12 protein-coding genes, 21 tRNA genes and 3 rRNA genes are annotated in these 21,347 nt (G+C 49.2%); 34 read left to right on the forward strand and 2 right to left on the reverse strand.

Annotated features, from left to right (window positions below; all coding sequences use genetic code 11):
* The first annotated feature begins 220 nt into the window (after window positions 1-220).
* The 34 genes from KAI36_RS01730 to KAI36_RS01895 all read left to right on the forward strand — a co-directional run bounded on the left by KAI36_RS01730 (window position 221) and on the right by KAI36_RS01895 (window position 19,385).
* Window positions 221-787, forward strand: coding sequence for a DUF420 domain-containing protein (locus KAI36_RS01730; protein ID WP_013308403.1), 567 nt, complete (start codon window positions 221-223; stop codon window positions 785-787).
* A gap of 184 nt (window positions 788-971) precedes the next feature.
* Window positions 972-2,246 (forward strand): ABC transporter substrate-binding protein, encoded by a 1,275-nt coding sequence (locus KAI36_RS01735; protein WP_220026765.1) that lies wholly within the window; start codon window positions 972-974, stop codon window positions 2,244-2,246.
* Window positions 2,247-2,309: 63 nt separating this feature from the next.
* Window positions 2,310-3,191 carry a carbohydrate ABC transporter permease gene (locus KAI36_RS01740; protein ID WP_013308405.1) on the forward strand — a complete coding sequence of 294 codons (882 nt, stop codon included), beginning with the start codon at window positions 2,310-2,312 and terminating at the stop codon, window positions 3,189-3,191.
* Window positions 3,191-4,081 carry a carbohydrate ABC transporter permease gene (locus KAI36_RS01745; RefSeq protein ID WP_023986649.1) on the forward strand — a complete coding sequence of 297 codons (891 nt, stop codon included), beginning with the start codon at window positions 3,191-3,193 and terminating at the stop codon, window positions 4,079-4,081. The genes KAI36_RS01740 and KAI36_RS01745 overlap by 1 nt, the downstream gene beginning before the upstream one ends.
* A 50-nt stretch (window positions 4,082-4,131) precedes the next feature.
* Window positions 4,132-5,958, forward strand: a complete 1,827-nt coding sequence (locus KAI36_RS01750) for a protein O-GlcNAcase (protein ID WP_220026766.1) — start codon at window positions 4,132-4,134, stop codon at window positions 5,956-5,958.
* A 100-nt stretch (window positions 5,959-6,058) separates the two neighbouring features.
* Window positions 6,059-7,597 carry a DUF4127 family protein gene (locus KAI36_RS01755; RefSeq protein WP_220026767.1) on the forward strand — a complete coding sequence of 513 codons (1,539 nt, stop codon included), beginning with the start codon at window positions 6,059-6,061 and terminating at the stop codon, window positions 7,595-7,597.
* A 5-nt stretch (window positions 7,598-7,602) separates the two neighbouring features.
* On the forward strand, window positions 7,603-8,322 hold the full coding sequence (locus tag KAI36_RS01760; RefSeq protein ID WP_220026768.1) for an N-acetylmannosamine-6-phosphate 2-epimerase: 720 nt from the start codon (window positions 7,603-7,605) through the stop codon (window positions 8,320-8,322).
* Entirely contained in the window at window positions 8,300-9,139 is an 840-nt protein-coding gene (locus tag KAI36_RS01765) for a MurR/RpiR family transcriptional regulator (RefSeq protein ID WP_061832131.1), read from the forward strand. The genes KAI36_RS01760 and KAI36_RS01765 overlap by 23 nt, the downstream gene beginning before the upstream one ends.
* A gap of 129 nt (window positions 9,140-9,268) precedes the next feature.
* Window positions 9,269-10,231 carry an ROK family protein gene (locus tag KAI36_RS01770; RefSeq protein WP_220026769.1) on the forward strand — a complete coding sequence of 321 codons (963 nt, stop codon included), beginning with the start codon at window positions 9,269-9,271 and terminating at the stop codon, window positions 10,229-10,231.
* Between the two features lie 25 nt (window positions 10,232-10,256).
* Window positions 10,257-11,867, forward strand: a complete 1,611-nt coding sequence (locus KAI36_RS01775) for an FAD-dependent oxidoreductase (RefSeq protein WP_220026770.1) — start codon at window positions 10,257-10,259, stop codon at window positions 11,865-11,867.
* 391 nt (window positions 11,868-12,258) lie between these two features.
* A 16S ribosomal RNA gene (locus KAI36_RS01780) occupies window positions 12,259-13,814 on the forward strand.
* Window positions 13,815-14,168: 354 nt separating this feature from the next.
* Window positions 14,169-17,095, forward strand: a 23S ribosomal RNA gene (locus KAI36_RS01785).
* 150 nt (window positions 17,096-17,245) lie between these two features.
* Window positions 17,246-17,362 (forward strand): 5S ribosomal RNA (gene rrf, locus KAI36_RS01790).
* Together the 16S, 23S and 5S rRNA genes with 21 tRNA genes alongside form the textbook arrangement of a ribosomal RNA operon.
* 36 nt (window positions 17,363-17,398) lie before the next feature.
* Window positions 17,399-17,475 (forward strand) — tRNA-Ile (locus KAI36_RS01795).
* A 22-nt stretch (window positions 17,476-17,497) separates the two neighbouring features.
* Window positions 17,498-17,573 (forward strand) — tRNA-Ala (locus KAI36_RS01800).
* Between the two features lie 4 nt (window positions 17,574-17,577).
* Window positions 17,578-17,653 (forward strand) — tRNA-Asn (locus tag KAI36_RS01805).
* 34 nt (window positions 17,654-17,687) lie between these two features.
* Window positions 17,688-17,761 (forward strand) — tRNA-Met (locus tag KAI36_RS01810).
* 3 nt (window positions 17,762-17,764) lie between these two features.
* Window positions 17,765-17,856: transfer RNA gene (locus KAI36_RS01815), tRNA-Ser, on the forward strand.
* A gap of 32 nt (window positions 17,857-17,888) precedes the next feature.
* A tRNA-Glu gene (locus tag KAI36_RS01820) sits at window positions 17,889-17,960 on the forward strand.
* Between the two features lie 6 nt (window positions 17,961-17,966).
* A tRNA-Val gene (locus KAI36_RS01825) sits at window positions 17,967-18,042 on the forward strand.
* 30 nt (window positions 18,043-18,072) lie between these two features.
* Window positions 18,073-18,146: transfer RNA gene (locus KAI36_RS01830), tRNA-Met, on the forward strand.
* 25 nt (window positions 18,147-18,171) lie between these two features.
* Window positions 18,172-18,248, forward strand: a tRNA-Asp gene (locus KAI36_RS01835).
* Window positions 18,249-18,314: 66 nt separating this feature from the next.
* A tRNA-Phe gene (locus KAI36_RS01840) sits at window positions 18,315-18,387 on the forward strand.
* A 26-nt stretch (window positions 18,388-18,413) separates the two neighbouring features.
* A tRNA-Thr gene (locus KAI36_RS01845) sits at window positions 18,414-18,489 on the forward strand.
* A 4-nt stretch (window positions 18,490-18,493) separates the two neighbouring features.
* Window positions 18,494-18,579, forward strand: a tRNA-Tyr gene (locus KAI36_RS01850).
* Between the two features lie 19 nt (window positions 18,580-18,598).
* A tRNA-His gene (locus tag KAI36_RS01855) sits at window positions 18,599-18,671 on the forward strand.
* Between the two features lie 17 nt (window positions 18,672-18,688).
* Window positions 18,689-18,763: transfer RNA gene (locus KAI36_RS01860), tRNA-Gln, on the forward strand.
* Window positions 18,764-18,767: 4 nt separating this feature from the next.
* Window positions 18,768-18,843: transfer RNA gene (locus tag KAI36_RS01865), tRNA-Lys, on the forward strand.
* Between the two features lie 14 nt (window positions 18,844-18,857).
* Window positions 18,858-18,944 (forward strand) — tRNA-Leu (locus KAI36_RS01870).
* 6 nt (window positions 18,945-18,950) lie between these two features.
* Window positions 18,951-19,025, forward strand: a tRNA-Gly gene (locus KAI36_RS01875).
* Between the two features lie 10 nt (window positions 19,026-19,035).
* A tRNA-Cys gene (locus KAI36_RS01880) sits at window positions 19,036-19,106 on the forward strand.
* 26 nt (window positions 19,107-19,132) lie between these two features.
* Window positions 19,133-19,209 (forward strand) — tRNA-Arg (locus tag KAI36_RS01885).
* A 22-nt stretch (window positions 19,210-19,231) separates the two neighbouring features.
* Window positions 19,232-19,305: transfer RNA gene (locus tag KAI36_RS01890), tRNA-Pro, on the forward strand.
* A 9-nt stretch (window positions 19,306-19,314) separates the two neighbouring features.
* Window positions 19,315-19,385, forward strand: a tRNA-Gly gene (locus tag KAI36_RS01895).
* 201 nt (window positions 19,386-19,586) lie between these two features.
* Here KAI36_RS01895 and KAI36_RS01900 read toward each other — a convergent pair.
* The gene (locus KAI36_RS01900) at window positions 19,587-20,690 is read right to left on the reverse strand and encodes a PAS domain-containing sensor histidine kinase (protein ID WP_220026771.1); all 1,104 of its coding nucleotides are present in this window, start codon (window positions 20,688-20,690) and stop codon (window positions 19,587-19,589) included.
* Window positions 20,683-21,336 (reverse strand): response regulator, encoded by a 654-nt coding sequence (locus KAI36_RS01905; RefSeq protein ID WP_016818376.1) that lies wholly within the window; start codon window positions 21,334-21,336, stop codon window positions 20,683-20,685. Before KAI36_RS01905 ends, KAI36_RS01900 begins: the two co-directional genes overlap by 8 nt.
* Window positions 21,337-21,347: the final 11 nt, after the last annotated feature.

The raw sequence follows: 21,347 nt of genomic DNA on the forward strand, positions 1-21,347 counted from the left end.
GTTTTTTTTGTGTGCATAAAGCTTGTAAAATCAATGCATTCTACCGTTGATATAGGGAAGTAAAGGGCTATTTTTAAATGTTGAAGCATATTTTCTGACAGATGGCTGTGAAATTGTTCATACTGTTGTCACTTCACAGGCTGTCCATGAGTTCTATATAATATATTATGGTTATGACTACAACAGTAACGAAAACCTGAATTTAACGAAGGAGACGCTCATGATGAATAAAGCGAGTGAGGACAAGCAGTACGTTCCAACGAGCAATCGTAATTTTACAGCCTTGATTATCACCGTTTCCATTATAGCCAACGTGATTATTTTGCTGCTGTTCTTTTCGCCGATCGGATACCAGGGTAGTGTGAGTTTTGATCTCACTATTTTCCCAAGGCTGAATGCGATTTTTAACAGCTTCACATTTATTTTCCTGGTGGCTGCACTGGTTGCTATTTTCAAAAAGAACATTAAGCTTCATAAAACCTTTGTTTTGCTGGCCTTCGCCAGTACTGTTTTATTTTTATTTTCCTACCTGACCTTTCACTACATTTCGCCGGAAACTGCAAAATATGGTGGGGTGGGTATCCTTCGGCCGATCTACTTTACGCTGTTGATTTCGCATAGCATACTGGCTGCGATTATTGTACCGCTGGCACTGTTCACGGTTGTATGGGGATGGACGATGCAGGTAGCAAAACATCGTAAGATTGCGCGCTGGACGATGCCAATTTGGCTATATGTGAGCTTGACCGGGGTACTGGTGTACGTTTTCATGGCCCCATACTATTAATAGATGTGAACCCTTTGCGGGTTGATTTAGGAAAATGGCGTCTCTGCTGAAGAGACGTCTTTTTTTGTATCCAATAAAAGAAAAATTATTCCTTCTAAATTTATTTTATTGAAAAAACGTTCCTTCTTTAGCGGCACTTCTGCTATAATTTGCCTTAATCAACTAAGAACAAGGGGGTCACCATGTGACAAAGAAAGCGAAAGGCAGGTTACGGTTGCTTGTATCTATGCTGGCGCTGGTTGTACTGCTGAGCAGCTGCGGTGGCGGAGGCTCAAAGTCGGAAAAGGTTGACGGAGGGAAAGTGACACTGCAATTTTGGACCATTGCACTACAACCTACATTTACCCCGTATTTCAATCGGGTGATTGCCGATTATGAGCAGAAGAACCCCAATGTCAAAATTGACTGGAAGGATTACCCTTATGACGCAGTAACCAACAAGCTGTTGACAAGTATTGCTAGCAACAGCAGTCCGGATGTAGTCAATCTCAATACAGAATTTGCTAGCCAAATGGGCTCCAAGGGTGCTGTTGTTGATATGAATGAGCATTTATCGCCCGAGGAAAAGGCTGCTTATTTCGAGGGTATCTATAATTCCACATTCATTAACGGTAAAGCTTATGCGCTACCCTGGTATACCGGTACAGAAGTGCTTTACATGAATACAAAGCTGGTTAAAGCCGCCGGATTGGACCCAGCTCATCCGCCCAAAACCCGGGAGGAATTGTCTGAGTGGGGCCGTCAGATCAATAGAAAAATTGGCAAAGCAGGCTATGCTCAGCAACTTGTATCCAAGCTTTTCGCTGTGGACGGCATTCCCATTCTAAATAAAGAAAAGACAGCAGCGGCGTTCAACACACCAGAAGCAGTTACCATGATTGATAATCTAAAAAAACAGATGGAAGATGGCGTTGTGCTCAAGGAAGACGCTGACTTCTCACAACAAGTGAAATATTATGCCGGCGAGCAGGTTGCCTTCGAGCTGGCAGGCCCAACGTTCATCAATTTTATCAAAACGGCAGCGCCGGATGTTTATAAGAACACAATTGCTGTTCCTGTCCCAACCGGTAAAGCTGATGTGCGGCTCTCCAACTCCATGGACCTGGTCGTACCTGCTAAGTCTGCACATGTGGACGAAGCAGTGAAATTTGCTGTTTTCTTGACAAACGCAGAGAGTCAAACAGCTTTTTCTAAAGCGGCGAATACACTACCTTCCACGAAAGACTCCATTAAAGATCCATATTTTACTCAGTCTGACAAATCATTAGAAGCACAAGCCAAGGTAGTATCCGCGCAAAGCTTGGATAAGGCGACAGATTATATGGTCGGTGTACCTAATGCCAAAGATGTGAACAGTGCCATCGCGCGAGCTTTGCAAAATATTGTATTGAACGGTACGGATACGAAGCAGACGCTTACTGCCCTGGAGCAGGAAGTGAACGATATTTTAAAGCAATAGGTTTGACAGGGGAGTAAATGAATACTCCCCTGTTCATTTATCAAAATCAGGTGGTGATGCAGCATGATCAAATGGTTAAGGTCGGAGTCCTTTACGGCCTGGGCCTTTATGACGCCAGGACTGTTATTGCTTGCCGTCTTTGTATTTTGGCCTATTATTTACAGCATCCCGCTGGCATTGACAGACTACTCTGTCATATCAGATACCCATTTTGTCGGCTTGGATAATTTTGAAGCGGCGTTTAAGGACCGTAACTTTCTTATTTCAATTTGGAACTCATTGTTGTACGTGCTCATTGTCCCCTTTCTCCAAATTTTCTCCATCCTGATGGCCGTGCTTGTGAACAGCCGTATCCCGGGAATTAAAATATTTCGTACGTCCTACTACATCCCTGTTGTGACTTCGATGGTAGCTGTAGCCTTAATTTGGAGCTGGCTATTGGGCAATAACAGCGTAGTGAACTACTTGCTCATGCAGGTCGGCTTGATTAGCAAAGACATACACTGGTTATCGGACAGCAACTTGGCCTTGTATGTACTGATGTTCATCACAATGTGGAAGGGACTCGGGTATTATATGATGCTCTATCTGGCTGGATTACAAAATATTCCTCAAGATCTGTACGAAGCCGCTAGAGTCGACGGAGCAAGCCGATGGCGTCTGATTGTTCATATTACTCTTCCACTGCTAAGACCTTACGTTCTGTTCTGTACCCTTATATCACTCATGTCAGCTATTCGTGTATTTGATGAAGTATACGTACTAACCAAGGGTGGACCGGGAACGGCCACGTTGACATCCAGCTTGTATATTTTTCAAAAGGGCATGGAGCAGTTCAATTTTGGATATGCTTCTGCGCTTGGCTTAATTGTCGGTGCAATGATTGCCGTACTTAGTATTATCGTATTCCGATTCAATAGGAAAGGCGGTGTCAATCCCTATTGATGAATCTAAAGGATGACAAAATGCTACGCTCATCTCTTCCTAAAAAGGAAAGCAGCCGCATCATGCGCAGTCTTGCTCGAATGCTGAGAATGACGGTCATCTACGTGCTTCTAGTGCTACTCGCCCTCTTTTTAATGGGACCGTTCCTATGGCTGCTAAGTGTATCCCTCATGCCAGGTCGTAACATTTTTTCAACGCCACCCGCTATTTTTCCAACCTTCATTGATTTCGACAACTATGTTCAGGTGTGGCAGTTCATGAATTTTCCAAAGTATATGCTGAATACGGTCATCATTACGGTGTTGGGCGTTGTGCTCAATGTGGTACTCGCCAGTCTGACGGGATATCCCTTGGCTGTATTTCGTTTTAAGGGTAAAAATCTGGTGTTTACGCTGCTGATTGCCACGATGATTATTCCTTCCTACACCGCATTTATTGTGCACTATCTGACCATTCAAGGGCTCCATCTGGGCAATACATATTTGGGTGTAGTGTTGCCCGGGGCAGTCTCCGTGTTCAACATTTTTCTAATGCGACAGACGTTTATTCATATTCCCACCGATGTGCGTGATTCCGGTAAAATGGACGGCGCTTCGGAGTTTCGAATTTGGTGGCAGCTGGTGCTTCCGCTGGTCAAGCCGGCGCTCGCTGTAATTTCTCTGTTGGAGGCGATGTCGTTCTGGAATAGCTTTCTGTGGCCTATCGTTATTTTGAATGATACGGAGCTATATCCGTTGGCAGCTGCGCTCACGTATCTCAACGGTCAATTTGCCTATAACTTCGGCTGGATCGCTGCAGGCACAATGATTTCGGTACTGCCGATCATTATATTGTTCCTGTTTACACAGCGCTACTATATGGAAGGCCTGGCGGGAGCGGTAAAAGGATAAGCCAGTAGTCACGGCTACGAAGAGCCTGTGAATGGAAGGAGACGATTACGATGAAATTGTCCAAAGGAATGGGGTCTCATTCAGATGTAGGGCTAACACCGCAGGAGATTCAATATTATTTTCGTGATGTGTATGACAGCGGGGAAAGGCTGGTTATCTCCGAACCGCGTCTGATCTGTGAACTGTCCTCTCGCTTTGCAATGAATCAGGAGTATGAAGGTGTGCTGGACCCCGAGGGACCGATCAAGCTAATTGTGCCTCCAGGACCGGGTGTACCGACTGAAACACGGGGAAGCGTGCAATTGGTGCTCGAATATGACGGAACGCTTTCTGCGGACGGATATCGGTTGGACATTCAGAAGGACGGGCGGATTGAAATCCATGCTTCCAATAAAAGAGGGCTCAGATACGGCATGGATGCCCTGCATCTCCTGCTTCAGGTGGAACAGGAGCGATGTACTCTGCCAGTGATGTCTATTCGGGATGAGCCTTCCTTCCCGGTCAGAGGAATTATTGAAGGCTTCTATGGGAAACCGTGGAGTTTCGCGGATCGGCTGGATGCCGTCCGTTTTATGGCTGCGCATCGGATGAATACGTTCATGTATGCCCCCAAGGATGATCCATATCATCGTGAGCTATGGAGAGAGCCGTACCCTGAGGATACATTTGACCAGATCCGCGAATTGAAGGAAGCCTGCGAACGGCATGAGATTGATTTTCATTACTGTATCAGTCCAGGGAACGACCTAAGCTTTGGCAGCGATGAAGATTTCCTTAAATTGACGGAAAAGCTGGCGGCCGTGATTGCGATTGGCGTACGTCATTTTTCTGTATTAATGGATGATATTGATTATGTACTCAAAGGGGAAAATCGACATTTGCTGGGCCGATCGGGTCACGCTCATGTCTTTTTGACGAAGAAGGTTCACACATGGCTGGCTGAACGGCTGCCTGAATTTACGCTGACGGTCTGTCCCTCGGAATATTGGTCGTATTGGGATACTGAATACAAAAAGGATTTCCGTGAGCGGCTGCATCCGGAGATTAAGGTGTTCTGGACGGGGTACTTTGTTTTTGCCCCACAGATTAGTCGAGAGCACGCCGCTGATAATCATGCATTCTTTGGGCATGAGCTGTGGCTGTGGGATAACATCCCGGTGAATGATTGCGACCATGATCGGTTATTCCTTGATCCGCTGCGCGGACGGTATTCCGGGCTACCAGACTGCGGACATACCGGTATGGTGGCCAACCCGATGAATCAGTGGGAATGCTCCAAAGTGACGCTCATTACGATGTCACACTATATGTGGAACAGTGAACGGTATATGCCTGAGTTATCTTGGCAATGGGCTGCGCGGGAGTTAGCGGGAGAGCGTGCGGATGAACTGATGTTTTTCTGTCGTCAAAACAGGAACAGCCGACTGGGCGGCAGCACGTATGAGGACGTGGATCCTGCTTTGCAAATGCGCGATATCCCTGCGCTGGATATGTACTTTGAGCGGCTGCTTCAGACCGTGAGTGTCCTACGGAACGTGCCTGCTGATGATCCGGCGGCAGGTTTCGTGTCCCAGGCCGCGCCGTGGCTGGAACGTGCCGAGCTGGACGCAGGCCTGTGGCATGTGCTGCGCCAAGCTGCGCTCAGCGGCGAGCGACAGGACGATGCACAGTCGGGGGAGAACAACACGCCGAGCGAAGCAGTTGACGGGCAAGAGCCGTCGCCTCTGACGGACGAAATCGCAGGAAAACTGCGACGCGGTATCACTGCTTGCTTAGAAGCGGAGGCTCGGCTGGGTAGCAATCCGGCGATCCGTGCTGCCGCGCAGTGGGGTTATGTCGATCAGGACGAACAAGGCAAATATCGACTGATCTTGTGAGTATTTGCGTTGGATTAAGAAACCAAGGCAGCATAGCTGCCCTGAAAATAATCATTTGCCGTTAGGATAACGGTAATTTTCAGGAGAGGTGGAACGTACGGTGAAGTCAAACACCCGATTACTTTTTATACCGCTGGATGAGCGGCCCTGTAATTATCAATTTCCTTATTTACTGGCACAGGGTACAGACTTGGAAATGGAGCGGCCCCCATTAGAATGGATGGGACAAAAGAAAACCCCTGGCGATACGACCAGACTGTGGACATGGCTCGAAGAACGCGCGGCTACTGCTGATGGAGCCATTGTGGCGATGGATACGTTGCTGTACGGAGGAATCGTACCTTCTCGACTACACGGTATGTCGAGCGAGCAGGTCAGAGATAGAGTGAATCGGCTTCGCAGGCTAAAGCAACAATATCCGCAACTGACTCTGTATGCATTTCAACTGATTATGCGTTGTCCACAATACTCTTTGGCTGATGAAGAACCGGATTACTATGCCGATTGGGGGCGTGAGATATTCCGAAAGGGCTTCATTGAGCATCGTCAGGAGCTAGGGATCGCTACCGCAGAAGAGTTGCTCGAATTAACTGATATTAAAGAGCGTTTGCCAATGGAAGTACTGGATGATTACCTGGGGCGTCGCCATGTGAATTTGGAGGCTAATGAAGTTGCACTGGATCTCGTAGCAGAAGGTATCATTGATTTTATGATCATCCCACAGGATGATTCGGCTCCCTACGGCTATACCGCCAAGGATCAGCAGCGGCTAAGAAGTCGTATTTCTGAGCTTGGGCTGGATTTGAATGTATACATGTACCCAGGGGCAGATGAAGTGGGTTGTACATTGCTGGCTCGTTGGGTTAACAAGATGAATAATGTAGTCCCACTGGTGTATCCCCGATTGTCTGCTTTGCAGGGGGCATTCGTAGTTCCGCTTTTTGAAGATCGCTATTTTTACGAAACCTTAAAATATCAGATTATGGCGGCAGGTGGGCTGATAGCTTCCTCAGCAACGGAGGCTGATTTGATTTTGTTGGCTAACACACCCGGTGACACGATGGCAGAGGCTTCATCCCAGCAGCGTGCAATGGCCGGATATGATGTACATCGGAATGTAGTAGAGCTGGTTGAGTACGGTTCTTATATGCTGCAATATGCAGGCCAAAATGTTGCAGTTGCTGATGTGGGCTACGCCAACGGCGCAGATCTCAAGCTACTTAGACTATTAAAGCAAAAAGGACTGCTTTTTAAGCTGGCAGGTTATGCAGGCTGGAATACCAGTTCTAACACGCTGGGCACCGTCATTGCCCAGTCTATGCTGTATACTCACTATGGCTCTACGGAGGAACATTTGGATTTTCTGTCGCTGCGCTACGCCGAGGATGCCTGTTATTGCGCTGTGGTACGTACGGCTATGAATAACGGAATTGTGGAGCAAATGGGTTTTACCAAGTTTATGCTCGATGGACCGAGAGGCTCGGTAGCTGCGGCTATTCGCGGACGGCTGGAGCAGGCACTCAATGAATATGTGAACGGGCCGGAAGGCTGCGTGGAAGTTACAGATTGCTACATGCCGTGGAACCGCACCTTTGAAGTCGGATTAACCGTACGGCATCATGCCGAGAAGAGAGGATGATTCCTATGGGAATGGAAGGTGTATTATCCAAAGTTCAGCACGGACTGATCGTGTCCTGTCAGGCGCTACCAGGCGAACCGTTGCATGGAGCAGATTCTATGGTCAAAATGGCGCGTGCCGCACAGCAGGGTGGAGCTGTAGCGATTCGTGCCAATGGCGCATCGGATGTACGTGCGATTAAACAGGCGATTTCTCTACCAGTCATTGGCTTGATTAAGCGGGATTATGATGATTCTGATATTTACATTACGCCTACCCTTCGTGAAATAGAGGAACTGGTGGAGGCAGGTGCGGATATCATTGCGCTGGATGCCACATTACGACCGCGCCCAGCGGGATGCAAGCTGAAGAGGCTCCTAGATTATGCCCATGAGCAGGGAGTCACTTCCATGGCAGACATATCGACACTGGAGGAGGCGCTTCATGCGGCCTCCCTTGGCGCAGACTGCGTATCCACCACGTTATCCGGGTATACGCCGTACTCTACTCAGATTGAGGGTCCTGATCTGGAGCTGGTTCGGAGAGCGTCAGAACTGGTTCCTGTTCCTTTAATTGCAGAAGGCAAAATCTATGATCCAGCGCAGGTTGAGGAAGCATTCCGAATGGGAGCACATGCAGTGGTTGTAGGCTCGGCGATTACCAGACCCCAATTGATTACGCAGCGGTTTGCCGATGCCGCAAGGAAGGCAGTGAAATGCATCTATGGAGATGAACGACCGAATTAACACGTACTATCCTTCATTAACGAAATCGGAGCAGAAAGTCGCCTTGTGCGTACTGGAGCATCCCGCAGATATCATATATTTCTCCGTGACGGAGCTGGCGGATTTTGCAGGTACAGGCGAAACGACGGTGATGCGTTTTTGTCGGAAAATTGGTTTCAAAGGTTATCAGGATTTCCGACTGTCCCTGGCACAAAACCAGACTTATCGTAAAACCGATATGGGCGAGGAGAACATCGACCCAGATGACGAACAAGATATTACGCGTACGGTGTATCACAACATGCTCGATATTTTGCACTCCAGTATGGGACTGCTGGACCATTCAGAGCTTGGTCGTGCGATTGCGTGTCTCGATCAAGCGGGCTATGTTCAATTTTTCGGCGTAGGCGCTTCGGGAATTTCCGCGCAGGATGCTAAAAATCGTTTCTTACGGATTGGGCGCCGCGCCGAGGCTGTGGCAGACGGACATATTCAGTCGATGATGGCGGTATCCATGAACCCGGGTGATGTCGCTATCGGCATCAGTGTATCAGGAAGTACGCTGGATACGAACGATATGCTGCACAAAGCCAAGCAAAACGGTGCAACTGTTATCGCAATTACGAATTATGCGAAATCACCCATTACCTCCATTGCTGATATCGTGTTACTGACCGCAGGCAAGGAAGCCCCGATAGAAGGTGGTTCGATCGGCGCTAAAATTTCACAGCTATTCGTGATTGACCTCATCTGCGAAGGGCTTGCTCGCAAGCACACGAATCACACCAAACAGATGAAGGAAAAAACAGCGAGGGCGGTTATTGAACGAAGTTATTGAGATTTTTCAGTTGTGAATTGAAAACTGTGCACTCTGACAGTTCAATGACTTGTGTTTGTGGTGCATATGAATGGCTATTCATGTATTGCTACTAGATAGAAGGTTTGTAAAAAGAGCTAGTAAGCTTTTATGTGGGGCAACAAGGAGGTTGGTGTGGTGGCAGCTGCTGTGAACAGAGTCATTGGAATCGACATTGGGGGCACATCGGTGAAGGCCGCCATAGTGGCACAGGACGGATCGGTGCTTGATGAAATCCGGCTGGATACGGACGCTTCCCGTGGACGTGAATGGGTGTTGTCGCGGGTGTCAGAATCTGTGCTCGGACTGTTGCGTTCTTTTGGAGATACCAGCATCGGTGCCCATATAGATGTAGGCGCTCTAGGCATTGCTACTGCTGGCCGAGTAAATGTGGAGAGCGGCGAAGTTGTGTATGCCACAGATAACCTACCTGGCTGGCAAGGTACATCCTTGGTAACGTGGGCTAGAGAAAAACTGGCTTTACGAGCGGTTGCTGATAATGATGCGAACGCCGCTTTACTTGGAGAAGCGTGGCAGGGAGCGGGGAAGGGCAAACGACGCTTGGTGATGCTCACGTTGGGAACAGGTGTCGGAGGTGCATATATGGAAAATGACCTCTTGTGCAGAGGGGCTCATTGGAGCGGCGGGGATTGGGGGCACAGTATTCTATTCCCGGGGGGACATCCCTGCAATTGTGGAAAAAAAGGGTGCGCCGAGCAATATGTATCGGGGAGCGCCCTGTTACGTCGAGGTAGGGAACACGTCGGTAAATTGTACCGCTCAGGGAACGAGATTGTGAAAGAGGCCGCTCACGGTAACCAGGAAGCAATCCAGGTGCTGGATGATTACACCGCAGATTTAGCTGTGCTTCTATCTAATATCTCGGTGCCTCTTGATCCTGAGGCAATCATTGTAGGCGGAGGAGTAGCGGACGCGGGAGAGGTCTGGTGGCCCATGCTGGAAAAGCACCTGCACCAACTTGGAGTTCAAACGGAAGTAAGTCGGGCATTGTTGGGCAATCGCGCTGGAATCATCGGCGCTGCACGGCTTGCTTTTGAAATGACCGAGTCCTAGTACAAGAATGAAAGGGGAACAAACCATGACGCAAAAACGGCTTGATACCGACATTGTTGTGATTGGCGGAGGTCTGGGGGGGACATCGGCAGCTCTTGCGGCGGCGAAGGCTGGCATGAGAGTCATCGTGACGGAGGAGACGGATTGGTTAGGGGGGCAGTTAACTTCACAGGCGGTTCCCCCAGATGAGCATCGATGGATCGAACAATTTGGCTGCACAGCAACATACCGTGAGTTCCGTAATCGTGTGCGTGACTATTACCGTCAGAACTATCCGTTAACCGAAGAAGCACGGAATAATCCCATTCTCAACCCTGGGAACGGTTGGGTAAGCCGTCTGGCCCATGAACCACGGGTAGCTCTGCGGGTGCTTGAAGATATGCTCGCTCCCTATTTGAATACGGGGCGCGTTCATGTACACTATCACACCGTGCCTATTGCCGTTCAGACGGATGGGGACTGTATTACTTCTGTAACTGTCCGTACCTCGAATAGCGCTGATCATAAGTGTGGATTTAGAGTGCTGCACGGAACGTTTTATCTGGATGCGACAGAGTGTGGTGATCTCCTTCCAATGGCGGGCGTGGAGCATACGAGTGGAGCGGAGTCGCGGGCTGCTACGGGTGAACCTCATGCACTGGAGCGTGCTAACCCTTTTGATATGCAATCTATCACACATGTGGCTGCCGTAGACTATATTCCCCAGGAAAGCTTCATTATAGAGCGGCCGCAACAATATGATTTCTGGAGAAATTATATTCCTTCCTTTTCCCGTTTTCCGATTTTGAGCTGGTTTGCTACTGACGCGGATGATACCAGTAAACTAAAACAGTTCACATTGTTTCCTAACGATCAGGGCATTGTATCCTTATGGGATTATCGTCGTATTGTAGATCCCTCGATATGGAGCGAACCGCTAAATGAGGGTGAGGTAACTCTTTTAAACTGGGCGCAAAATGATTATTACCTAGGGCCATTGATCGGTGTCACCGCTCAGGAGCAGGCAAAACATCGTGAAGGAGCGCGTGAGTTGACTCGTTCATTAATATATTGGCTTCAAACCGAAGCGCCCCGGTTAGATGGAGGGTTCGGCTATCCGGGAATTCGACCACGGGGTGATATTCTCGGCACATCTGACGGTCTGGCTAAAACGGCTTATATTCGCGAGTCACGCCGAATTCAGGCCAAGTATATGATATCTGAGTTTGATGTAAGTCGTGAGCTTCGGGGAGAAGAGGGACCCAAACGGTATATAGACAGTGTAGGTGTAGGTAGCTATCATTTGGATCTTCATCCAACTACGGTATCTCAGCGAACATTCTACATCCCTAACTATCCCTATGAAATTCCATTGGGATCACTTATTCCGGTGAGAGTGCGCAATTTACTTCCTGCCTGCAAAAATATAGGAATGACCCAAATAGCTAATGGCTGCTATCGATTGCATCCTACAGAATGGAATATAGGAGAATCAGCGGGAAGCCTAGCGGCTTACTGTGTCTCCAACGAAGTATATCCCATTGAAGTGAGCCGATCAGCAGAGCATCTTGGATGTTTTCAAAATGTTCTTCTTCGCCAAGGTGTGGAACTGCACTGGCCTGCAGAGGTATTCGAGCTAGAGGGAGTCATCAGCTAATGAAGGGGCAACTAGCCCCTTGACTGATTTAAATGAGCTGGAAGATGAACGGATTTATTCTAAAATAAAAAAAACAAAAAAAGTTCTTGCTAAGTTGCTTGGATTTATGATATATTATTTGAGCTGACAACAAAACAGCAGTTTCAAAAGCGAAAAGCTTGGGTGAAACGATCTTCAAAAAAAGAAAAAATAACCCTTGCATTTTTGAAATGAACATGATATGATCTTATAGCTGCTGAAAAACGCAGCGAAAGAGAAATGTTTGATCTTTGAAAACTGAACAACGAGTGAGTAAAACGATTTTGTTCGCAAAATCAAACAAGAGATATTTTATCTCGTCAGTTTCAACATGAGCTTATCGCTCTTTCTATAAACCAACTTCGGTTGGTCTTTAATGGAGAGTTTGATCCTGGCTCAGGACGAACGCTGGCGGCGTGCCTAATACATGCAAGTCGAGCGGGGTTATGTAGAAGCTTGCTTCTACATAACCTAGCGGCGGACGGGTGAGTAACACGTAGGCAACCTGCCCACAAGACAGGGATAACTACCGGAAACGGTAGCTAATACCCGATACATCCTTTTCCTGCATGGGAGAAGGAGGAAAGACGGAGCAATCTGTCACTTGTGGATGGGCCTGCGGCGCATTAGCTAGTTGGTGGGGTAAAGGCCTACCAAGGCGACGATGCGTAGCCGACCTGAGAGGGTGATCGGCCACACTGGGACTGAGACACGGCCCAGACTCCTACGGGAGGCAGCAGTAGGGAATCTTCCGCAATGGGCGAAAGCCTGACGGAGCAACGCCGCGTGAGTGATGAAGGTTTTCGGATCGTAAAGCTCTGTTGCCAGGGAAGAACGTCTTGTAGAGTAACTGCTACAAGAGTGACGGTACCTGAGAAGAAAGCCCCGGCTAACTACGTGCCAGCAGCCGCGGTAATACGTAGGGGGCAAGCGTTGTCCGGAATTATTGGGCGTAAAGCGCGCGCAGGCGGCTCTTTAAGTCTGGTGTTTAATCCCGAGGCTCAACTTCGGGTCGCACTGGAAACTGGGGAGCTTGAGTGCAGAAGAGGAGAGTGGAATTCCACGTGTAGCGGTGAAATGCGTAGATATGTGGAGGAACACCAGTGGCGAAGGCGACTCTCTGGGCTGTAACTGACGCTGAGGCGCGAAAGCGTGGGGAGCAAACAGGATTAGATACCCTGGTAGTCCACGCCGTAAACGATGAATGCTAGGTGTTAGGGGTTTCGATACCCTTGGTGCCGAAGTTAACACATTAAGCATTCCGCCTGGGGAGTACGGTCGCAAGACTGAAACTCAAAGGAATTGACGGGGACCCGCACAAGCAGTGGAGTATGTGGTTTAATTCGAAGCAACGCGAAGAACCTTACCAGGTCTTGACATCCCTCTGACCGGTCTAGAGATAGACCTTTCCTTCGGGACAGAGGAGACAGGTGGTGCATGGTTGTCGTCAGCTCGTGTCGTGAGATGTTGGGTTAAGTCCCGCAACGAGCGCAACCCTTATGCTTAGTTGCCAGCAGGTCAAGCTGGGCACTCTAAGCAGACTGCCGGTGACAAACCGGAGGAAGGTGGGGATGACGTCAAATCATCATGCCCCTTATGACCTGGGCTACACACGTACTACAATGGCCGGTACAACGGGAAGCGAAATCGCGAGGTGGAGCCAATCCTAGAAAAGCCGGTCTCAGTTCGGATTGTAGGCTGCAACTCGCCTACATGAAGTCGGAATTGCTAGTAATCGCGGATCAGCATGCCGCGGTGAATACGTTCCCGGGTCTTGTACACACCGCCCGTCACACCACGAGAGTTTACAACACCCGAAGTCGGTGGGGTAACCCGCAAGGGAGCCAGCCGCCGAAGGTGGGGTAGATGATTGGGGTGAAGTCGTAACAAGGTAGCCGTATCGGAAGGTGCGGCTGGATCACCTCCTTTCTATGGAGAATCGTTTCCTGCAATGGAAACATTCAAATATGAAGCGTAAGCTTCAAAACTCAGGTTTAGGCCTGTTACTCACTCGTTGCTCAGTTTTGAGAGCTCAAACTCTCAACATACTGCATGATTATCATCTACTCGGTTGAGTTGGACCGATATTCACACAGGCTACAGTTTCGATGAAACTGTATTGCACCTTGAAAACTGGATACCGAAACGAAATTGCGTTTTAGAATATTCCTTTAAGCTGATCTTGTGTAAACAAGTGAAATAAAGGTAGCTGCCTTGAATTTTATTCACACGTAAGTGTTGAACCGAAGTTCAAAGCAAATCGTATTTACGATGTAAATACTAGGTTAAGCTACAAAGAGCACACGGAGGATGCCTAGGCGCCAGGAGCCGACGAAGGACGTGGCGAACAACGATAAAGCCTCGGGGAGCTGTAAGCAAGCTTTGATCCGGGGATGTCCGAATGGGGAAACCCGGCTGTCTTCATCGACAGTCACTTTCTGCTGAATACATAGGCAGAATAGAGGCAGACCAGGGGAACTGAAACATCTAAGTACCCTGAGGAAGAGAAAACAATAGTGATTCCGTCAGTAGCGGCGAGCGAACGCGGATTAGCCCAAACCAAGGAGCTTGCTCCTTGGGGTTGTGGGACGTCTCACATGGAGTTACAAAGGAACCGGTTAGATGAAGAGGTCTGGAAAGGCCCGCCAGAGAAGGTAAAAGCCCTGTAGTTCAAAACTTGTTCTCTCCGAGACGGATCCCGAGTAGTGCGGGGCACGTGAAACCCCGTATGAATCCGGCAGGACCATCTGCCAAGGCTAAATACTCCCTGGCGACCGATAGTGAAGCAGTACCGTGAGGGAAAGGTGAAAAGCACCCCGGAAGGGGAGTGAAATAGATCCTGAAACCGTGTGCTTACAAGAAGTCAGAGCCCGATCTATGGGTGATGGCGTGCCTTTTGTAGAATGAACCGGCGAGTTACGTTCCCGTGCAAGGTTAAGGTGAAGAGCTGAAGCCGCAGCGAAAGCGAGTCTGAATAGGGCGAATGAGTACGTGGACGTAGACCCGAAACCGGGTGATCTACCCCTGTCCAGGGTGAAGGTGCGGTAACACGCACTGGAGGCCCGAACCCACGCATGTTGAAAAATGCGGGGATGAGGTGGGGGTAGCGGAGAAATTCCAATCGAACCCGGAGATAGCTGGTTCTCCCCGAAATAGCTTTAGGGCTAGCCTCGGAAAAAAGAATCGTGGAGGTAGAGCACTGATTGGGTGCGGGGCCCGCAAGGGTTACCAAGCTCAGTCAAACTCCGAATGCCATAGATTTAGTTCCGGGAGTCAGACAGTGAGTGCTAAGATCCATTGTCGAAAGGGAAACAGCCCAGACCATCAGCTAAGGTCCCCAAGTGTGTGTTAAGTGGGAAAGGATGTGGAGTTGCACAGACAACCAGGATGTTGGCTTAGAAGCAGCCACCATTGAAAGAGTGCGTAATAGCTCACTGGTCGAGTGACTCTGCGCCGAAAATGTAACGGGGCTAAACACACCACCGAAGCTATGGCTTGATGCTTGCATCAGGGGTAGGGGAGCGTTGAATGCGGGTTGAAGGTGTACCGTAAGGAGCGCTGGACTGCATTCAAGTGAGAATGCCGGTATGAGTAACGAAAAGATCTGTGAGAATCAGATCCGCCGAAAGCCTAAGGGTTCCTGAGGAAGGTTCGTCCGCTCAGGGTAAGTCGGGACCTAAGGCGAGGCCGATAGGCGTAGTCGAAGGACAACAGGTCGAAATTCCTGTACCACCGTAATCCGTTATGAGCGATGGGGTGACGCAGTAGGGTAGTGACGCGGACTGATGGATGTCCGTCTAAGCAGTGAGGCTGGTGTGTAGGCAAATCCGCACATCGTAAGGCTGGGCTGTGATGGGGAGCGAAAATTGTAGTAGCGAAGGTCATGATCTCAGACTGCCAAGAAAAGCCTCTAGCCAGGAGAAGGTGCCCGTACCGCAAACCGACACAGGTAGGCGAGAAGAGAATTCTAAGGCGCGCGGAAGAACTCTCGTTAAGGAACTCGGCAAAATGACCCCGTAACTTCGGGAGAAGGGGTGCCTCGGTAGGGTGAATAGCCCGAGGGGGCCGCAGTGAAAAGGCCCAAGCGACTGTTTAGCAAAAACACAGGTCTGTGCGAAGCCGCAAGGCGAAGTATACGGGCTGACGCCTGCCCGGTGCTGGAAGGTTAAGGGGAGTGGTAAGCCCTTCGGGGCGAAGCTATGAACCGAAGCCCCAGTAAACGGCGGCCGTAACTATAACGGTCCTAAGGTAGCGAAATTCCTTGTCAGGTAAATTCTGACCCGCACGAATGGCGTAACGACTTGGGCGCTGTCTCAACGAGAGATCCGGTGAAATTTTAATACCTGTGAAGATGCAGGTTACCCGCGACAAGACGGAAAGACCCCATGGAGCTTTACTGCAGCTTGATATTGAATTTGGGTACGATCTGTACAGGATAGGTGGGAGCCGTAGAATCTTGAGCGCCAGCTTGAGAGGAGGCATCCTTGGGATACCACCCTGATCGTATCTAGGTTCTAACTTGGTACCGTGAACCGGTACGAGGACAGTGTCAGGTGGGCAGTTTGACTGGGGCGGTCGCCTCCTAAAGAGTAACGGAGGCGCCCCAAGGTTCCCTCAGAATGGTTGGAAATCATTCGAAGAGTGCAAAGGCAGAAGGGAGCTTGACTGCGAGACCTACAAGTCGAGCAGGGACGAAAGTCGGGCTTAGTGATCCGGTGGTACCGCATGGAAGGGCCATCGCTCAACGGATAAAAGCTACCCTGGGGATAACAGGCTTATCTCCCCCAAGAGTCCACATCGACGGGGAGGTTTGGCACCTCGATGTCGGCTCATCGCATCCTGGGGCTGAAGTAGGTCCCAAGGGTTGGGCTGTTCGCCCATTAAAGCGGTACGCGAGCTGGGTTCAGAACGTCGTGAGACAGTTCGGTCCCTATCTGTCGTGGGCGTAGGAAATTTGAGAGGAGCTGTCCTTAGTACGAGAGGACCGGGATGGACGTACCGCTGGTGTACCAGTTGTTCCGCCAGGAGCACCGCTGGGTAGCTATGTACGGAAGGGATAAGCGCTGAAAGCATCTAAGCGTGAAGCCCCCCTCAAGATGAGATTTCCCAGTATGTAAGACCCCTTGAAGACGACGAGGTAGATAGGTTGGGGGTGGAAGTGCAGTAATGCATGGAGCTGACCAATACTAATCGGTCGAGGGCTTATCCTAAATAAAACGCAAATGAGTTTCGGATCCAGTTTTCAGGGTGTAACCTTGAAGGTATGTACAAGTGACATACGACAAGCGCATGGCTATTCATTCACACGATAAGTGATGAACCGAATAACCGTACGGTAGAATTTACGATGTAAATTCATGTTTGGTGGCGATAGCGGAGGGGTTCCACACGTACCCATCCCGAACACGACCGTTAAGCCCTCCAGCGCCGATGGTACTTGGACCGCAGGGTCCTGGGAGAGTAGGACGTCGCCAAGCGATATCCTTTAAAGGATGATGAAGTTTTACATGTTAGGGCCTTTAGCTCAGCTGGTTAGAGCGCACCCCTGATAAGGGTGAGGTCGGTGGTTCGAGTCCACTAAGGCCCACCACTTCTAGAATAACAAAAAGATTGGGGCCATAGCTCAGCTGGGAGAGCGCCTGCCTTGCACGCAGGAGGTCAGCGGTTCGATCCCGCTTGGCTCCACCAATATTCCCTGATAGCTCAGTTGGTAGAGCACTCGACTGTTAATCGAGTTGTCACAGGTTCGAGTCCTGTTCGGGGAGCCATGTTTTGAATATTTCTGACTTTTATATATAAGGTGGCGGCGTAGCTCAGCTGGCTAGAGCGTACGGTTCATACCCGTGAGGTCGGGGGTTCGATCCCCTCTGCCGCTACTCGGAGAGATACCCAAGTGGCTATAAGGGGACCCTCTGCTAAGGGGTTAGACTGCGAAAGTGGTGCGAGGGTTCGAATCCCTCTCTCTCCGCCATAAATTTATTGGAACCAGAACTTATTTTGTAAGGCCCGTTGGTCAAGGGGTTAAGACACCTCCCTTTCACGGAGGTAACAGGGGTTCGAATCCCCTACGGGTCATAATATGGAGGCTTAGCTCAGCTGGGAGAGCATCTGCCTTACAAGCAGAGGGTCGGGGGTTCGATCCCCTCAGCCTCCACCATAAGAAAATTTGATAAATCCCTTTTAATGTCGCGGGGTGGAGCAGTTCGGTAGCTCGTCGGGCTCATAACCCGAAGGTCGTAGGTTCAAATCCTGCCCCCGCAATTAATTTCCTATTGGAAATGCCTCTGGAACTGTGGTGTAGAGGCCTAACATGCCTGCCTGTCACGCAGGAGATCGCGGGTTCGAATCCCGTCAGTTCCGCCATTTTAACCTCATATATAGTTAGCATATATAGTGTGGATTATATGGTGTAGTAATAAAACAAAATATGGCTCGGTAGCTCAGTCGGTAGAGCAGAGGACTGAAAATCCTCGTGTCGGCGGTTCGATTCCGTCCCGAGCCACCTTTCAAGTGGGAAATGAGTAATGTGCCGGTGTAGCTCAACTGGTAGAGCAACTGACTTGTAATCAGTAGGTTGGGGGTTCAAGTCCTCTCGCCGGCACCATTTTGGAGGATTAGCGAAGTGGCCAAACGCATCAGACTGTAAATCTGCTCCCTTACGGGTTCGGTGGTTCGAATCCATCATCCTCCACCAGTCTTTTCATAATCATATGGCGGTCGTGGCGAAGTGGTTAACGCACCGGACTGTGACTCCGGCATTCGTGGGTTCAAGCCCCATCGGCCGCCCTTTATTCTTAATTTATTGGGGATTAGCCAAGCGGTAAGGCAACGGACTTTGACTCCGTCATGCATAGGTTCAAATCCTATATCCCCAGCCATTAAGAGCCATTAGCTCAGTTGGTAGAGCACCTGACTTTTAATCAGGGTGTCGAAGGTTCGAGTCCTTCATGGCTCACCATTTATAATTATTTTGCGGTCGTGGCGGAATTGGCAGACGCGCACGGTTCAGGTCCGTGTGGGCTAACCCCCGTGGAGGTTCGAGTCCTCTCGACCGCACCATATTTTGCGGACGTGGCTCAGCGGTAGAGCATCGCCTTGCCAAGGCGAGGGTCGCGGGTTCGATTCCCGTCGTCCGCTCCATTATCCATACGGCGCCATAGCCAAGTGGTAAGGCAAAGCTCTGCAAAAGCTTCATCCCCAGTTCAAATCTGGGTGGCGCCTTGACTGCTCATTATGGATTTAAATATGCGCCCTTAGCTCAGCTGGATAGAGCGTTTGACTACGAATCAAAAGGCCGGGAGTTCGAATCTCTCAGGGCGCGCCATTTCTTAAAAAAAGTATAATGTCGGGATGTAGCTCAGCTTGGTAGAGCACCTGGTTTGGGACCAGGGGGTCGCATGTTCAAATCGTGTCATCCCGATACTGATTTGCGGGTGTAGTTCAATGGTAGAACTCCAGCCTTCCAAGCTGGTAGCGTGGGTTCGATTCCCATCACCCGCTTTTTGCTATAGCGGATTCTTGTTGCCTCAGTGGTGACACCTTATAAATAAAGAGAGCCTGTCTGGGGACAGAGCTCTCTCTTTTTTTTGTATCTATCTTCATGTACCCACAATGTGTTGATTATTCATAATCTCGGTATCGGTGTATATCGTTCTGATCATACAACTGGTATACACCGATAACCGATCTAGTGGACAGTTTTTACACGGGAATGGCCAGCTGGATGGAGGTTCCCTCATCTGGAGCAGAGGTCATGCTCATAAATCCCCCTACCCCTCTAGCTCGTTCTTCCATACTAAACAATCCAACTCCCTCTCCTTGGGACTTTCCAGAGAATCCAATGCCCTCATCCCGAATGGTCACTTGTATCATTTCATCTTGATCCTCAACGTCGACATATGCCTCCGCTACATCTGCGTATTTGGCTACATTCGTTAATGCCTCCTGTACAATCCGATAAATTGCTATTTCCTTGCGAATATCAAGGCGTTTACGTAGAGTGCATTGAAAATGCACCTCAATCCCGTAATGAGAACAGAAGTTTTCAATATAGGTTCTTATAGCTGGAACGACACCCAAATCATCCAGAACTGAGGGACGAAGTTCCCACGCTAGACCACGAACATCTTTGATGATGTCGGTCACCTGCGAACGAAGACTCTCCAGAGCAGCACTAGGTTGTTCGGCAAGTTGGCTGTCTAACTGAATAATAAGTGAAAATAAGCTTTGCCCTATCCCATCATGTAGCTCTCTTGAAAAGCGTTTACGTTCTTCTTCCTGTATTTGCATGACTTGCGTCATCATAGACTGGAGTTCTGCTTCTACTTTCTTTAGTTTAGTGACCTCATTGCGGATCGCTAAGTACTGATAGGGTTTACCTTCCTCGTCCATAAACGGAACGATCGTAGTATTCACCCAGTAGTAGCTGTTATCTTTAGCACGATTACGTATTTCTCCTTGCCATACCTCACCTGAACGGATTGTAGTCCACAGGTTTTTCATGAAGGCAGGGGTATGATAGCCTGAATTAATGAGACGATGATCCTGACCGATCAGCTCTTCACGACTGTATTGCGAAATCTCACAGAACTTGTCGTTCACGTACTGAATAATACCTCGATGATCGGTCAAAGCAACGATGGAAGACGTATCTAGAGCAAATTTAAGATTGGATAGTTGGTGGAGTGAGTTACGCAGTGCATGGAGAAAAGGGGACTCTGGTATATAAATTTCCAGATCATTCAGCAGTGTATCGGTTGATTCACCAAAGGCATGCTGCAGTAAAGGATTAGAAGGTTCATTCATAATGGAGCAGCCCCTTTTTTAGTGCGAATTTGACTAGTTCAGGTCGTGTTTTCAAGTTAAGCTTCTCCATAAGATTGCTTTTATGGGACTCTACGGTTTTGACGCTAATCACCAGGTGCTCGGCAATTTCCTTGTTAGCATATCCTTTGGCTACCCACGATAGAATCTCTTTCTCCCGCTCAGACAAGGATTCATAGGGTCCGGCTATGCCTTCCTGTTTGATTTTGTCCAGATATTCACTCATCAGTCGTTTGGTTGCATTCGGGTACAAATAGGCACTACCCTCGGCTACAGACTGGATGGCAGCGAGCAACTCCTCGTGAGGTGCGCTTTTTAAAATATATCCGGATGCTCCAGCCTGAATGGCCCGGAACAGATATTCTTCATCATCATGCATCGTTAAAATAAGGACTTCTGTATCGGGCAACTGTTTTTTTAATTCAGTGGTTGCCGTGAGACCATCTTTGCCAGGTGGCATGCTAAAATCCATGAGCACGACATTAGGTTGTAGCTCCACTGCCTTGCGGATTGCCTCATCCCCGTCTGCTGCATCTCCTACTACCTTGATACCGTTTTTGCCGTCCAATAGGGCCATGAGGCCAGAACGTACGACAACGTGATCATCCACTACTAGTATACGAATCAATTTGTCATCCC

Source organism: Paenibacillus sp. S02 (genome assembly GCF_019454065.1).
GTDB lineage: Bacteria > Bacillota > Bacilli > Paenibacillales > Paenibacillaceae > Paenibacillus > Paenibacillus polymyxa_B.